Origin of the sequence: Rhodococcus sp. GXMU-t2271 (genome assembly GCF_041414735.1) — a bacterium.
Taxonomy (GTDB): Bacteria; Actinomycetota; Actinomycetes; order Mycobacteriales; family Mycobacteriaceae; genus Rhodococcus; species Rhodococcus indonesiensis.
Genome location: NZ_JAUIZP010000046.1, coordinates 1 through 13174 on the forward strand (window position 1 = coordinate 1; position 13174 = coordinate 13174).

Here is a 13174-nt window from a genome sequence, read left to right on the forward strand (position 1 = left end):
CACGGGCACTCCCGCGCTACCAGGATCGCGGTGCGTCGCTGCTGCGCTTCGCATTCGGCATCGCCACGCACAAGGTCGCGGACGTCCGGCGCAAGGCCGCGCGCACCGTGACACCGCTGCACGACGTCGCCGGCCCCGGTCCGGAGGAGGGCGTCCTCGACGAGGAACTGCGTACCGCGGTCCGCCGGCAACTCGCGCTGCTGCCGGAGCAGCAGCGCCGCGTGGTGCAGCTGCGGATCCTGCAGGGCTACAGCGCCGAACGCACCGCCGCGCTGCTCGGCACGTCGGTCGGCGCGGTCCGGATCGCCCAGCACCGGGCCCTGCAGCGAATCCGGGTGCAGCTCAGTCGTGCTGAGCGCGCAGATACCGTCCGAAGTGCGGCACGGTGAATCCGATGAAGCCCCGCTCGGCGGAGTAGATGAGCCCCTTCTTGATGAGCCCGTCGCGGGCGGGCGACAGCGACGCCGGCTTGCGGCCGAGTTCGGCCGCGATCTTCGACGTCGCGACGGGACCGTCGTCGCCGGAGAGGTCGGCCATGGCGCGCATGTACTCGCGCTCGGCGGGTGTGGCGCGTTCGTACCGGGAACCGAAGAACCCGACGGCCAGTTCCTCTTCGGCAGCGGGTGCCCCGACCCGCACGTCGTCGGCGGTGATGGGGCTCGTCGCCGCGACGTCCCACGTCGCCTTGCCGTAGGCCTGGACGAAATAGGGATATCCGTCGGCGGTCTCGTAGAGCGCGTCGAGGGCTTCCGCCGTGAAGGTCACGCCCTCACGCTCGGCCGGCGCGAGGAGCGCGACGTCGGCGGAGTCGCGGTCGAGCCGGTCGATCCGGTGGTAGCTGAACAGCCGCTCCGAGTAGCTTTTCGACGCGGAGAGCACCGCCGGCAGGTGCGGCAGCCCGGCGCCGACCACGATGAGGGGCGCCGCGTCCTGGCTCAGTTCGTGACACGCCCCGCAGATCGCGGAGATGTCCGCCGCGCCGAGGTCCTGCATCTCGTCGACGAACAGCGCGATGCCCACCCCCACGTCGCGGGCGAGCCCGGAGGCGTCGATCAGGAGCTCGACGAGGTCGATCTCGAGGTCGCCGGTGTCGGCACGTCCCTTGACCGCGGGCGCGTCGATGCCGGGCTGCCACCGTTCGCGCATGCCCTTGTCCGCGGTCGCCCGCAACGCGAACGACTTGAGCACGCCGAGGAAGTACTCGACCGATTCGGGATGCGGGTGGGCCGGAGCGATCTCGCGCACCGCCATGTGCAGCGCCGACGACAGCGGCCTGCGCAGGTCCTGATCGGGCCGGGCCTCGATCTTGCCGGTACCCCAGCTCCGCGAGATCGCCGCGGAGCGAAGCTGGTTGAGCAGGACCGTCTTGCCGACGCCGCGCAGCCCGGTGAGCACGACACTGCGTTCGGGCCGGCCGCGGGCGATCCGTTCGAGCACCACGTCGAAGGCGTCGAGCTGCTTCGCCCGGCCGGCGAGCTCGGGCGGACGCTGCCCCGCGCCGGGAGCGTACGGGTTGCGGACCGGGTCCATCGGTCGATGGTAACGGCGCTGCGCACGGACACCTCCCTCCTTCCGCCGCGTGTCGCGGATGCGCGCATTCGCATAATAGACTTTGACATTCGTTTGCAATAAAGCGTACATGTTCCGGCATGAAGTCCTCCCGAAGTCTCGCGCTCACCGCCGGGCCGGCCACCGTGCTCGTGGCCGGCTGCGCCACCGTGCTCGTGGCCGGCTGCGCCACCTCCACCGCCGACGACACCGCCGCGCCCGCTCCCACCTCCGCCGCACCCGCCGAAGTCGCCGCCGCCGAGCCCCGGCTCGCCGTCACCTACGACGGCGGCATCCTCGTCCTCGACGCGAACGACCTCGACGTCGTCGCCGATCTGCCACTCGACGGATTCAACCGACTTGCCCCCGCCGGCGACGGCCGGCACGTGTTCGTCTCCACCACCGGCGGCTTCCGCGCCCTCGACACCGGCAGCTGGTCCGAACCCCACGGCGACCACGCGCACCACTACGCAGGTACTCCGGCTCTCACCGACGTCGAGTTCGCCGCCACCAAGCCCGGGCACGTCGTCCGGCACGCAGGCCGGACCGTGCTCTTCGACGACGGCACCGGCCGCATCGACATCCTCGACCCCTCCGAGCTCGCCGACGGCAAGCCCCGGGCCGACACCTACACCGCCCCGGAAGCGCACCACGGCGTGGCGGTGGCGCTGGCCGACGGCAGCCTGATCGTCACCCTCGGCGACAGCGAATCCCGCAGCGGCATCGTCGTGCTCGACGCCGAACGCCGGGAGCTCACCCGCAACGAGCAGTGCCCCGGCGTGCACGGCGAGGCCGTCGCCGCCGACGAGACCGTCGTGCTGGGTTGCGAGGACGGCCTGCTCGTCTACCGTGACGGCACGATCACCAAGGTCGCCTCGCCGGATCCGTACGGCCGGATCGGAAACCAGGCCGGATCCGAGGAATCCGCCGTCGTTCTCGGCGACTACAAGAGCGATCCGGACGCAGAACTCGAACGACCCCAGCGCGTTTCGCTCACCGATACCCGAACCGGCGAGCTACGGCTCGTCGACCTCGGCACCAGCTACACGTTCCGCTCGCTCGGACGCGGACCCCACGGTGAGGCGCTCGTCCTGGGCACCGACGGCGCGCTGCACGTGATCGACCAGAACAGCGGCGCGGCGGTGCGGCGCATCGATGTTCTCGCCCCGTGGACCGAACCCGACGAATGGCAGTCGCCGCGCCCGGCCCTGTACGTGCAGGGTCACACCGCTTACGTCACGGACCCGGCGAACAACGCACTGCACGCGGTCGATCTCGACTCCGCCCAGGTGCAGACCGCGTCCCTGCCGCAGACCCCCAACGAGATCACCGGCACCTAGCCTCGTGCCTGTGGCCGAATGTCACACCGGTTCGATGTCATCGAACCGGTGTGACATTCGGCCGGGGTCGGGGGCGGTCAGGGGGCTCGGGGGGTCAGGGGGCTCGGGGGGTCACGCGGATCTCGCCGTCGGTGACGGTGACCGACAGAGTCAGTCGTGCGGAACCGTGCGGGCGATGCTCGAGCACCGCTGCTGCTACCGGTTCGGTCACCAGGTTCCGGATGGTGCGCCGGAGTCCTCGTGCTCCGTAGACGGGGTCGAATCCTCGGGTGCACACCAGGGCGACGACGTCGGATCCGATGTCGACCACAATTCCTCGGCGGGCGAGTCGACGTGTGACGATCTCGATCTCCCGGCGCGTCAGTTCCTCGGCCGTCCGGTCGTCGAACTCGTTCAGCACCACCGTGTCGTCGAGGCGGTTGAAGAACTCGGGATCGAAGAATCGTTCCACCGCATTCCGAACGACGACGCGGCTGCCCTCCGACCGTAGCCCCCATCCTGCGCGGCGAGCCAACCGCGCCCACAGGGCGCGTCTTCTTCGCGCCACCTCGCGGGATCCGAGGTTCGACGTGAGGAACACGTAGCTGTTGCGGAACGAGATCGTCTGCTGGCCGTTGGCGAGCCGCAGTTCCCCGTGATCGAGGATCTGCAGGAGCGCTCGCAGAACGGTGGTGTCTGCCTTCTCCACCTCGTCGAAGAGCACGATTCCGGGGGTGTACGGGTCACCTTCGATCCTGCTCCTGTCGAACAGCGTGAACGACTCCTTGCTGCCGGCGTACCCGGGTGGTGCTCCGGAGAAGGAGGCGGCGTAGTGCTCCTGGGCGAGCGCGTTCATGTCGATCCGGCACATGTCGTCGGGCCCGGACCGCAACTCCGCCGCGACTCGGCGGACGAGTTCGGTCTTGCCGACGCCGGTGGGCCCGACGAGGAGGATGTTGGCGAGGGGTCGGGTCGGGTCGTGCGCGCCTACCCGTGCCAGCGACACGGCGCGGACGACCGCGTCGACCGCGGGCCGTTGCCCGACGATGCAGGCGTTGAGCCGGTGCGACAGCGTCGTCGGATCACCCTTGTCCGCTGGGGCGTCGGCCGGTTCCGCGATCTTCACCCGCGTGCGATTCTGGTCGTGGAACATGTCGGTGAGATAGGGCATCTGGGCTCCCGGCATCCGCGGCTACGCCTCGGCGGTCTCTTCGACGGGGAGCGAGCCGACTCGGCAGTCGGCCACTCCCACCGTATCTCTCGTGATGGCCTCGACACGTTCCTGAGCCTTCCGCGCATCGGTCACCCACAGCTTGTAGAACTCGAACGGGCAGTCCGCGACCCCCTTGTCTCCGTCGCCGGCGGCGTGGACACCCGAGTAGCCGCGGTGCAACAGCTTGAAGAGGTGGTTCTGCGACTGGTCGTTCTCGCGAGCGTCGCGGATGGCCGAGACCGACAGTTGGGCATATTGGATGCCGTACTCCTCTTCCCCGGTCTCACCGAGGGTGCGTCCGTCGAATCCGATGATCGCCGAGTGCCCGAAGTAGGAGTAGACACCGTCGAATCCGGCGGCGTTCGCGACGGCGACGTAGCAGTTGTTCGCCCACGCCATCGCCTTCGACATCAGCACCTGCTGGTCTTTCGCGGGGTACATGTAGCCCTGGCAACGCACGATCAGTTCGGCGCCCTTCATCGCGCAGTCACGCCAGATCTCCGGGTAGTTGCCGTCGTCGCAGATGATCAGGGAGATCTTCAGTCCCTTCGGGCCCTCGGTGACGTGAGTCGTGTCGCCCGGATACCAGCCCTCGATGGGGCACCAGGGCAGGATCTTTCGGTACTTCTGGACGATTTCGCCCCGGTTGTTCACCAGGATCAGGGTGTTGTACGGCGGCTTGGCCGGGTGGTCTTCGTGCTGCTCACCGGTGATCGAGAAGACACCCCACGTGTCGGCCTCCCGGCACGCCGCCGAGAAGATGGCCGTTTCGTCGCCGGGGATGGTCGCTGCAGTCGCGTACATCTCCTGCTCGTCGTACATGATGCCCTGCGTCGAGTACTCGGGGAACACCACCAGGTCGAGTCCGGGCAGACCCGACTTCATCCCGATCATCATGTCGGCGATGCGTCGTGCGTTGTCGAGTACCCCGGCCTTGTCGTGCAGGCGCGGCATCTTGTAGTTGACCACCGCCACGCCGACCGTGTCGCTGCTGGAGGATATGTCTCCGTGTCGCATATCGTGCTCCTTCTTCGAGTTCGCCCGGCGAGTTCGCCGAGTTCAGTTGTGGACGGGACCGTATTGGGGGGAAGGCTTTTCGTCGAGACGAGACGATGCGGGGAAGCCGAGCACAGCGGCGATTCCCACGAGGACGGCGAGGACCGACCCCCAACCGGCCGCGGCGAACGCGGTGGTGTGGAGGCTACCGGTCAAGGCGAGGAACGCCGGGACGGTACATGTCGGCTGGCTGAGGAGGATCGCGACCCAACCCGTGAATCGGGTGAGTCCGTCGAACCCGAGCGCGAGAACGAGGAAGAACAACGCCCACAGGAACGCCCACGAGAGCCAGATGACCCCGAATACGGGGTCGCCGACAACGGTGAACGACACCGCCGAGTAGACGAGGGCGGCAACCGCGACGAAGCCGGAGAACCATCCGATACCCTGCGGCTCGAGTCCGGCCAGGTTCACGATTCCCACGTACAGGTAGGTGAACCCGAACAGATACAGGCCGGATGCGGCCAGAACGTCCGCCGCGTCCCCCTGGGCCTGGATCAGCAGGGCGGTAGGGATGACGCACTGCAGCGCGCCGACGAACAGGTTCAACACCGCGGCCGACCTGGCAGGTACGACGGAGAGAAGCATCAACCCGTTGACGAGGAGGACCGCTCCCACGTACAGCAAACCGACATTGCCCACCGGAGACCTCTCATTGCTTCCAAATGAAACTGTTTCGAATGAAAGTAGTGGCCGGCGCCACACATGTCAACGGGTGTCCGTCAGAGCGCCGTCAGAACCTCGAAGTCGACGCCGTCCGCAATGGACAGGTGAATCCGCTGCCGAGCCACTCCGTTTCGGAACTCGACCGTGCCTCGAGGTCCGTCGAACGCCGCCCCGTCCACCACGTCGTCGAGAGCGGCCGTATCCGCCGTTCCGGCGCGGGCCACGAGACCGGCCAACGTGTTCATGCCTTCGTAGCAGGACTCGGCGGCATTGTTCAGCGCGGGCGCGTGCGGCCCGTGCATCGCCACGTACCCGGTGAGCAGATCCATCGCGTCGGCGCCGGCCAAGGACCGGAAGTAGGAGGCGGCGACGTAGAGGTTCTTCGTCGCCGCCGGCCCACTCGCAAGCAGCATGTTCTCTTCCATGAGTGGGCTGAATCGGACGACCCGGTCGGCGAGCCCTCGCCGCGCGAAGGCCCGGTTGAACTCGACAGCATCCTGGCCGACCAGGAGCATCACCACCCCGTCGCACCGGGAAGCCGCGACCGCGTCCACGACATGTGTCATGTCGGCGCGCCCGAGGTCGACGAACGACTCGCCGACGATCTGCAGGTCGAACTCGCGCGCGAACATGCGTATCGCACCGAGAGAACCGCGGGGCCACACGTAGTCGTCCCCGACGACGAACCACCGACGCGTCCCCACGTTCTCCCGCAACCATTTCAGCGCAGGTCCGATCTGCTGCGCGGGGGTCTCACCGCAGCAGTAGACGCCACTACGACTCTCGCCGCCCTCGTAGAGGGAGGTGTAGGCGTACGGAACGCGGCCGGTCACCACCGGGGCGATGGCATGACGCACGGACGAGATGTGCCAGCCGCTGACCGCATCGATCGAACGGGTGGCCACCAGACGACGAATCTCGGCGGCGATCTGCCGAGGGTCGCCACCCCCGTCGACGATCTGGACACAGACCTCGCGACCGAGGACGCCACCCGCCGAATTCAGGTCGCGCGCCGCCAACTCGCTCACCGCTTCGCAGGACGGGCCGAACAGACCGGCCGGCCCCTGCAGCGGTACCACCATGGCCACACGCCACTGCGACGCGCGTGCACGATCGAGCAACGCGCTCACGTCGGTGCCCCCACGGCACCGCGGGTCACGACCCGCACGTCGGCTATCATTTCACTTGGAAGTATTATTGGTGAGACGTGGACTGTGCAATAGCTCGGGGGCTGTCATGTCGGACAAAGGTGTTGCCACATCGAGGGAAGCATCTGCGACGACCGCGCTCGTCCTCGCCGCACGCCTCGCCACGCAGTCGATCGAGGCGGTCCTCTCCTCCGACGAACTCAACATGGACCACTTCCTCGTGCTCGAGGCACTCGCGGTCCGGCCGGGACTGACCATGGCCGAACTGCGCGATCGGACCCACACCCCGGCGCCGACACTCACCCGGGTCGTCGACCGCCTGGTCTCCGTCGCGGCGGTGTACCGCGAGGCCGATGCCCACGATCGCCGGAAGACCCGGGTCTATCCGAGTGTGCGGGGCAGGAAACTCTTCGACCGTCTCTCCGCGTCCGTGCGCGACGTCGAGCAGGCATGGCCGGGACCACTTCCGGGTGGTCTGCCCAGTGACGTGCACCCGATCCTCGCCACGTTGGAGGAGGCCACCACCCGCGAACCTCGTGGCCGAATGTCACATGGGTTCGATCGAATCGACCCGATGTGACATTCGGTCCGGGGCAGGTGCGCGGGGCTCAACGCTCGAGCCTCGCTCGCAGCAGGAAGGTGTTGTAGTCCGACCACGTCGAGAGCATGAAGTACAAGTCCTCGTCCGTCGACCACGGATGCATGAATCCGCCGTACAGCTCGAGGTGCTGCTCCACCCCGACCAGGCGTGCGCTCTCCGACCACATCCCCTGGGGTGACGCGGCCTCGCGCACGACGATCGCAGCCTCGGCGGTGTCGAGGTACGTCATCTGCCAGCGGTCCGCGGCGGCGTCGTAGCGCACGGACAACTCTCCGGCGGGACCGTGCACGACGGGCGTCGCCGCGGTGTATCCGCCGACCGGCGTCCAGGTCCCGTCGCGCCAGTACTGGTAGGCGCCGGGCTCGAGCACCCGGTCCTCGGGCACCCGGGCCAGTGCCACCGAGCCGAGCCGGGTGTTCGGGGTGCCGAACAGGTACACGTAGCCGTGCGCCGGCACCGCCGCGGCCACCTGGAAGTTGGTGACCCCGAAAATGTTGTCCCACTTCGCATGCGGATCCTTGACCCAGGTGGAACCACCGTCGTCCGAGTATGCGATGCCGCCGTGGTTGGTCCACCACGTGCCGGGGATGCTGTTCCACGTCCGGATGGACATGTACGTCAGGTACTGGCGGCCGCCGATCGCGAATCCCGACGTCGGGATCGTGGTGATCTCGACGTTGTCGAGCTTGCGGCTGCCGAGGATCTCCGCGGCGTGGCACCGCGAGTCCTGGATCATCGAATCGAAGCTCATCCCATCCGTCAGGTCGCGGTCGGTGGAGAAGGCCAGCACGTTGCTGCGCCAGTCCCCGCCCTGCCCGCCCGGCGGATGGAAGCCCTTGCCGACGGTGTCACCGAACGCGACGGCGATCCGGCCGGGCTCCGACTCCCACATGAGGCCGAGATCGGTGCCGTACACCTGCCAGCGCTTGTCCGTCCGATTGACGGACCCGGCACCGGTCTGCTTCGCCACCGTGGTGACCTCGACGACCCGCGGCGCCGGGGGCGCGGGGATCTGCGCGGCGGGCTCGATCGGCGGGGCCTCGGGCGCCGGAGGTGGCGGCGGCGCGGCGCCCTCCCCGGGCACCGGGATGCCGAGGTGGAAGGGACTGGGCTTCAAGGCGATCCGCGGGAAGACCGGATCCGGATCAACCGGCTCGTCGGTCAGGTCCGGGCACGGATCCGTGCACGGATCGACCGGCAGCGGCGGTGGATCGATCCGCACCGGGTCCGGTTCCGGCGCCGGGTACGGCACGGTGGTGATCACCGGATAGGGCACCGGGATGTCGAGGTCCTTCGGGATCACCGACTCGTGCTGCCACGTGTCGCTCGCACACGGGCCGCTCCCCGGCACCCCGTCCGTCGCGGGCTCGTCGGCGCGGGCCGGCGTCGCCGCCAGCACCGCGACGAGCAGCGCGATCGCCGGCGCCTGCCGTCTCATGGGTTCCCCTCCCGTGCGTCACGTCGCCGGCCGGACCGGCGCCGCACAGGAGGGTACCGCCACGGCGGCGCGACGGCGCCGCACGCGGATATGCGTCTTTATATCCCTGTCTCGGGGCATTGCGAGAATCCCGAAGAATTCCGAATCAACGAAAGTCCCCGGGCGTGTACTCACGGGGCTCCACCAGCACGAGCCAGTTGCCCGAGTTGTCCCGGAACACGGCCTCGACACCGTAGGGCCGCTCGGACGGCGGCTGGGTGAACTCGACCCCCTTGGCCGTGAGCTCCTCGTACGTTTTGTGGCAGTCCGCGGTGCGGAGCCCGAAGCCGCCCATGGTGCCGTCGGCGAGCGCGCGACGAATCGCCTCGGCCATGTCCGGGTTCAGGGGTGGGCCGGGCACCATCAGCGTCACCTCGAGTTCCGGGTGGTCCGGGTGCGCGACGGTCACCCAGCGGAAGCCCTCACCCATCGTCACGTCGGCGGTCTCCACGAACCCCAGCGTGTCGAGGTAGAACTTCTTCGCCGCGTCCTGATCGGTGACATAGAGGGTCACCAGGGAAATGTTCGTGATCATGGCGTGTCCTCCGGATCGGTGATGTGGCACGTCTCGACGGTAGAGCGACGGGCACGGTGCAAGCTTCTCCGAAATTGCGGAGTTCAGCGGAGGTCGCTCAGACCGTGCATGAACACCCAGCAGCCCGGGATGCGAGGCGCCCCGGACTCGGCGAACGCGGCCTGATACTCACTGGGGGTGACACCGACCAGCTGACGGAACCTGGTGCTGAACGACCCGAGGCTGCTGTACCCGACGAGGTGACAGACCTCCGTCACGGTCAGGTTCGTCGCGCGCAGCAGATCCTGCGCCCGCTCGATGCGGCGTTCGGTGAGGTGGACCCCGGGCGTCTTGCCGTACACGGCGGTGAAACAGCGCAGGAAGTGGTACTTCGAGACCCCCGCGGCGGCGGCGAGCCCGGCGAGGTCGAGAGGCTGCGCGTACTCCCGGTCCGCGAGATCACGGGCCCGGCGCAGGTGCGGCAGAAGCTCCTCCGGCACGCGGCGCGACATGCGGCCAGTATCGCAGCGCCCCACGACAGGAGTTTCTGCCCGTGTCTACGCCACGGAGTAGAAACGGTGATTTCATCGCGACGCCATGACGCACGCCACACGCCGGAACCACCCGAACAGGACAAAGCGACCGGAAACCTGCTGGGAGGCCGGGCAACCCGCGTATCCGGCCCCGAAGGCAACGATTGTGTAACGTATCCGAGAGTTCCTGTCCCGACAAGCGGAGGTGATCGTCCGTGCTGCTGTCCGAAGTTCGCGCCCGGCCCGGGTACTCGCTGCTCGTGGGGGCAGGGCTGCTCGTGTCGGCCGTGGTCGCAGGCATCCACCTCGAGAACGCTGTCACCGGATACCTGATGGACCTGTCCGTCTTCCGCGACGCGGGGTGGGCGTTCCTGCACCACACCCCCCTCTACACCGAGGGCTTCCACACCAGTTCGGGGTTCCGCTTCATCTATCCGCCGTTCGCGGCGTTCCTCTTCGCCCCGCTGCCCCTGCTGAACGCGACGTTGATGCAGGTGCTGTGGACCGCAGGGCTGATCGGCCTGGTGTGGTGGGTGCTGAAGGTCTCGCTCGAGCACATGGACGTCCGTCGCGCGAACCTGGTCGCGACCGCCGGTCTGGGCGTGGCGCTCTGGCTCGAACCGATCCACTCCAACTTCCTGTTCGGGCAGATCAACATCCTCCTCATGGCCCTCGTCGTCGCCGACGTCCTCGGCGTGATCCCGCAGCGGTTCCGCGGCGTCGGAATCGCCCTCGCCGCCGCGATCAAGGTGACCCCGGCCGCGTTCGGTGTGCTGTTCCTGCTCCGCCGGGACATGCCGTCGGCGGCGCGTGCCTTCGGCGCGTTCCTCGCCGTGGCGGGCTTCGCGTACTGGCTCCGCCCGGAGTCCTCCGTGTACTTCTGGACCACCGAGGCCTGGGCCACCGACCGGGCCGGGAATCAGGACTTCTTCCGTAATCAGGCGCTCAGCGGGCTGCTTGCCCGGCTGGGCCTCGAGGGTCACGCCTACACCGCAGTCTGGCTCGCGGGCGTCGCACTCGTCGTCCTCGGGGCGCTGTGGGCCGCCCACCGCTTCACCCGATCGGGCGAGCACGTCGTCGCGCTCGGTGTGATCGCGCTCGCGACCCTGCTGGCGGCGCCCATCGCGGTCACGCATCACTGGGCCTACAGCGTGCTGCTCGTCGCGGTCGCACTGGCTCCGCGGTACCGCTCGTGGTGGCCCGTGCTGCTGCCGGCCGCGCTGGTCTTCCTCGTCGGACCCAACTACCTGCTCGAGGACACCTCCACGCACGGCTGGGTCGAGTCGGCCATCCAGCAGACCCTCGGCAACGCGCAGTGCGTCACCGGTCTCGCGGTACTCGTCGCGGCGGTCGTCGCGGCACGGTCCCGCCGTCCCGGCACGGTGCCGGCACCGGCCGGCGCTCGCCCCGCTCAGCTCCAGAACGCCCCGGCCAGGACGTAGATCGCGGTTCCGGCGACGGTGCTCAACGCCGCACTCCGCCGCCACAGGTGCACCGCGACGGTCCCGGCGAGACCCAGCACCGCCGGTAGCCACGTCGCCGGCCCGACGTCGCGCAGGGTGTACACCACCAGGATGACCATCACCCCGGCCGGCATCGCGCCGCCGAGGTAGCCCACCACGTCCGACTCCCGCAGCCGGGCGAGCGCGGCGAACGGGACCGCCCGCAGACCCACGGTGACGACGAACATCGCGATCAGGGCACCGACGACGTAGCCGGCGCCCGGTACCGACTCAGGCACGGGCCACCTTGTTGCGGTAGACGAACCGCAACAGCAGATACGCGACGAACAGGCCCAGCGAGATCACCAACATGCCGTCCTTCGACACGGTCATCCCGACGAGGCCACACACCAGTGCGGCGGCCGACGCCGGCAGATCGCGCCCGAGACGAAATGCGTCGAGCGCGAGCACGGCGAACAACGCCGTGAGGGCGAACTCGAGGCCCGACAATCCCGCGGGCAGCGCCGCTCCGAGCAGGGCGCCCGCGGTCCCGGATGCGACCCACAGCAACTGGCACGTCGCCGCGACCGCAAGCATCCGCGCGCCGGTCAGCCCGTCGCGGCGCTTGGTGGCGACGATGGCATAGGTCTCGTCGGTGAGGGCGTAGACGCCGTACGCCCGACCGAGCCGGCTACGGATCTTCTCCAGTGGAAAGGACAGGCCGTAGAACACGTGGCGGAAGTTCACCAGCAGAGTCGCTGCCGCGATCGACGCCACCGGAGTCACCGCACCGATCAGGCCGACGGCGAGGAACTCCATCGAACCCGCATAGATCACCGTCGAGAAGAGCGGCGCCCACCACCAGTCGAAGCCCGCCTGCGTGAGCACGACCCCGAATGCGAGGCCGAGCGGGATCAGGCCGAGACCGACTGCCCAGGAGTCGCGGACACCAGTGCGGATCTCGGAGCGACGGCCATCTGCCATGGCTCCAGGCTATGGGGTGACCTGCTCGCCCTGCGCAGCAGGATGCGACGTTCCTCTTCCGACATCCCACCCCAGATGCCGTGCCGCTCCCCGGCCTCGAGTGCGTGCCGGAGGCACTGGGTCAGCACGGGACAGGACTGACAGATTCGCTTCGCGGCGCGGACGCGGTCGGTGCGCGCCTCCCCACGCTCGTTCTCCGGATGGAAGAACGTCGCGGCGTCGGCGTCCCGGCAGGCGGCCTGCAGCTGCCAGTCCCAGGACTCCGTGATCGCCGGGGGCAGCATCAACAGCTTGGGCGCGGGCATAGGTTCTCCCTTCGTAGGGCGGCTGAGCCGCGTCAGGCCAGCGCACGCAGGCGCGGCGCCAGATCACGCTCGAACAACTCCAGAAACCGCCGCTGATCGTGCCCCGGCGCATGGAACACCAGATGATTCAGCCCGGCCTTCACATACGCGGCGACCTGCTCGACCGCCTCGTCCGGATCCGACGCCACGATCCACCGCCGGGCCACCTGCTCGATCGGCAACGCATCGGCCGCCGCCTCCATCTCCACCGGATCGTCGATCGAGTGCTTCTGCTCCGCCGACAGCGACAACGGCGCCCAGAACCGGCAGTTCTCCAACGCCCGCTCCGGATCGGTGTCGTAGGAGATCTTGATCTCGATCATCTTGTC

At 68.6% G+C, this 13174-nt stretch carries 15 protein-coding genes and 1 pseudogene; 4 read left to right on the forward strand and 12 right to left on the reverse strand.

The window, feature by feature from the left end; genetic code table 11:
• Positions 1-389: sigma-70 family RNA polymerase sigma factor (locus QYS60_RS18015; protein WP_371383826.1), on the forward strand; the 389-nt coding region annotated here is incomplete at its 5' end.
• Here QYS60_RS18015 and QYS60_RS18020 read toward each other — a convergent pair.
• Positions 343-1530 (reverse strand): AAA family ATPase, encoded by a 1188-nt coding sequence (locus QYS60_RS18020; protein ID WP_003934540.1) that lies wholly within the window; start codon positions 1528-1530, stop codon positions 343-345. The two genes, QYS60_RS18015 and QYS60_RS18020, sit on opposite strands and share 47 nt — an antisense overlap.
• A gap of 119 nt (positions 1531-1649) precedes the next feature.
• Here QYS60_RS18020 and aztD point away from each other — a divergent pair, with 119 nt between their 5' ends.
• The gene (gene aztD / locus QYS60_RS18025; protein WP_371383827.1) at positions 1650-2888 is read left to right on the forward strand and encodes a zinc metallochaperone AztD; all 1239 of its coding nucleotides are present in this window, start codon (positions 1650-1652) and stop codon (positions 2886-2888) included.
• A 94-nt stretch (positions 2889-2982) separates the two neighbouring features.
• On the opposite strand, the gene QYS60_RS18030 is transcribed toward aztD, so the two are convergent.
• The 4 genes from QYS60_RS18030 to QYS60_RS18045 all read right to left on the reverse strand — a co-directional run bounded on the left by QYS60_RS18030 (position 2983) and on the right by QYS60_RS18045 (position 6884).
• A complete protein-coding gene (locus tag QYS60_RS18030) occupies positions 2983-4038 on the reverse strand; it encodes an AAA family ATPase (RefSeq protein ID WP_371383828.1) in 1056 nt (351 codons plus the stop codon).
• A 21-nt stretch (positions 4039-4059) separates the two neighbouring features.
• Positions 4060-5097 (reverse strand): aliphatic amidase, encoded by a 1038-nt coding sequence (locus QYS60_RS18035; RefSeq protein WP_003934543.1) that lies wholly within the window; start codon positions 5095-5097, stop codon positions 4060-4062.
• 42 nt (positions 5098-5139) lie between these two features.
• Complete coding sequence (locus tag QYS60_RS18040; protein WP_289382386.1) at positions 5140-5778, reverse strand: AmiS/UreI family transporter; 639 nt, start codon at positions 5776-5778, stop codon at positions 5140-5142.
• An 80-nt stretch (positions 5779-5858) separates the two neighbouring features.
• Entirely contained in the window at positions 5859-6884 is a 1026-nt protein-coding gene (locus QYS60_RS18045) for a substrate-binding domain-containing protein (protein WP_289382390.1), read from the reverse strand.
• Between the two features lie 154 nt (positions 6885-7038).
• Here QYS60_RS18045 and QYS60_RS18050 point away from each other — a divergent pair, with 154 nt between their 5' ends.
• Positions 7039-7530 (forward strand): MarR family winged helix-turn-helix transcriptional regulator, encoded by a 492-nt coding sequence (locus tag QYS60_RS18050; protein ID WP_371383829.1) that lies wholly within the window; start codon positions 7039-7041, stop codon positions 7528-7530.
• Positions 7531-7558: 28 nt separating this feature from the next.
• On the opposite strand, the gene QYS60_RS18055 is transcribed toward QYS60_RS18050, so the two are convergent.
• The 3 genes from QYS60_RS18055 to QYS60_RS18065 all read right to left on the reverse strand — a co-directional run bounded on the left by QYS60_RS18055 (position 7559) and on the right by QYS60_RS18065 (position 10054).
• Positions 7559-8989 (reverse strand): DUF4185 domain-containing protein, encoded by a 1431-nt coding sequence (locus QYS60_RS18055; protein WP_371383830.1) that lies wholly within the window; start codon positions 8987-8989, stop codon positions 7559-7561.
• Between the two features lie 145 nt (positions 8990-9134).
• A complete protein-coding gene (locus QYS60_RS18060; RefSeq protein WP_054373199.1) occupies positions 9135-9563 on the reverse strand; it encodes a VOC family protein in 429 nt (142 codons plus the stop codon).
• Positions 9564-9646: 83 nt separating this feature from the next.
• The gene (locus QYS60_RS18065; protein ID WP_054373198.1) at positions 9647-10054 is read right to left on the reverse strand and encodes a helix-turn-helix transcriptional regulator; all 408 of its coding nucleotides are present in this window, start codon (positions 10052-10054) and stop codon (positions 9647-9649) included.
• Between the two features lie 236 nt (positions 10055-10290).
• Here QYS60_RS18065 and QYS60_RS18070 point away from each other — a divergent pair, with 236 nt between their 5' ends.
• Positions 10291-11517 carry a glycosyltransferase 87 family protein gene (locus tag QYS60_RS18070; RefSeq protein WP_289382440.1) on the forward strand — a complete coding sequence of 409 codons (1227 nt, stop codon included), beginning with the start codon at positions 10291-10293 and terminating at the stop codon, positions 11515-11517.
• Here the strand turns inward: QYS60_RS18070 and QYS60_RS18075 are convergent.
• The 4 genes and pseudogenes from QYS60_RS18075 to QYS60_RS18090 form a co-directional block, all read right to left on the reverse strand.
• Positions 11487-11816, reverse strand: coding sequence for a branched-chain amino acid transporter permease (locus QYS60_RS18075; protein WP_371383831.1), 330 nt, complete (start codon positions 11814-11816; stop codon positions 11487-11489). The two genes, QYS60_RS18070 and QYS60_RS18075, sit on opposite strands and share 31 nt — an antisense overlap.
• A complete protein-coding gene (locus QYS60_RS18080) occupies positions 11809-12501 on the reverse strand; it encodes an AzlC family ABC transporter permease (RefSeq protein WP_054373196.1) in 693 nt (230 codons plus the stop codon). The genes QYS60_RS18075 and QYS60_RS18080 overlap by 8 nt, the downstream gene beginning before the upstream one ends.
• Positions 12432-12806 (reverse strand): WhiB family transcriptional regulator, encoded by a 375-nt coding sequence (locus QYS60_RS18085; protein ID WP_003934553.1) that lies wholly within the window; start codon positions 12804-12806, stop codon positions 12432-12434. Before QYS60_RS18085 ends, QYS60_RS18080 begins: the two co-directional genes overlap by 70 nt.
• A 32-nt stretch (positions 12807-12838) precedes the next feature.
• Positions 12839-13174: pseudogene (locus QYS60_RS18090) on the reverse strand (glucose-6-phosphate dehydrogenase (coenzyme-F420)); the annotation flags it as partial.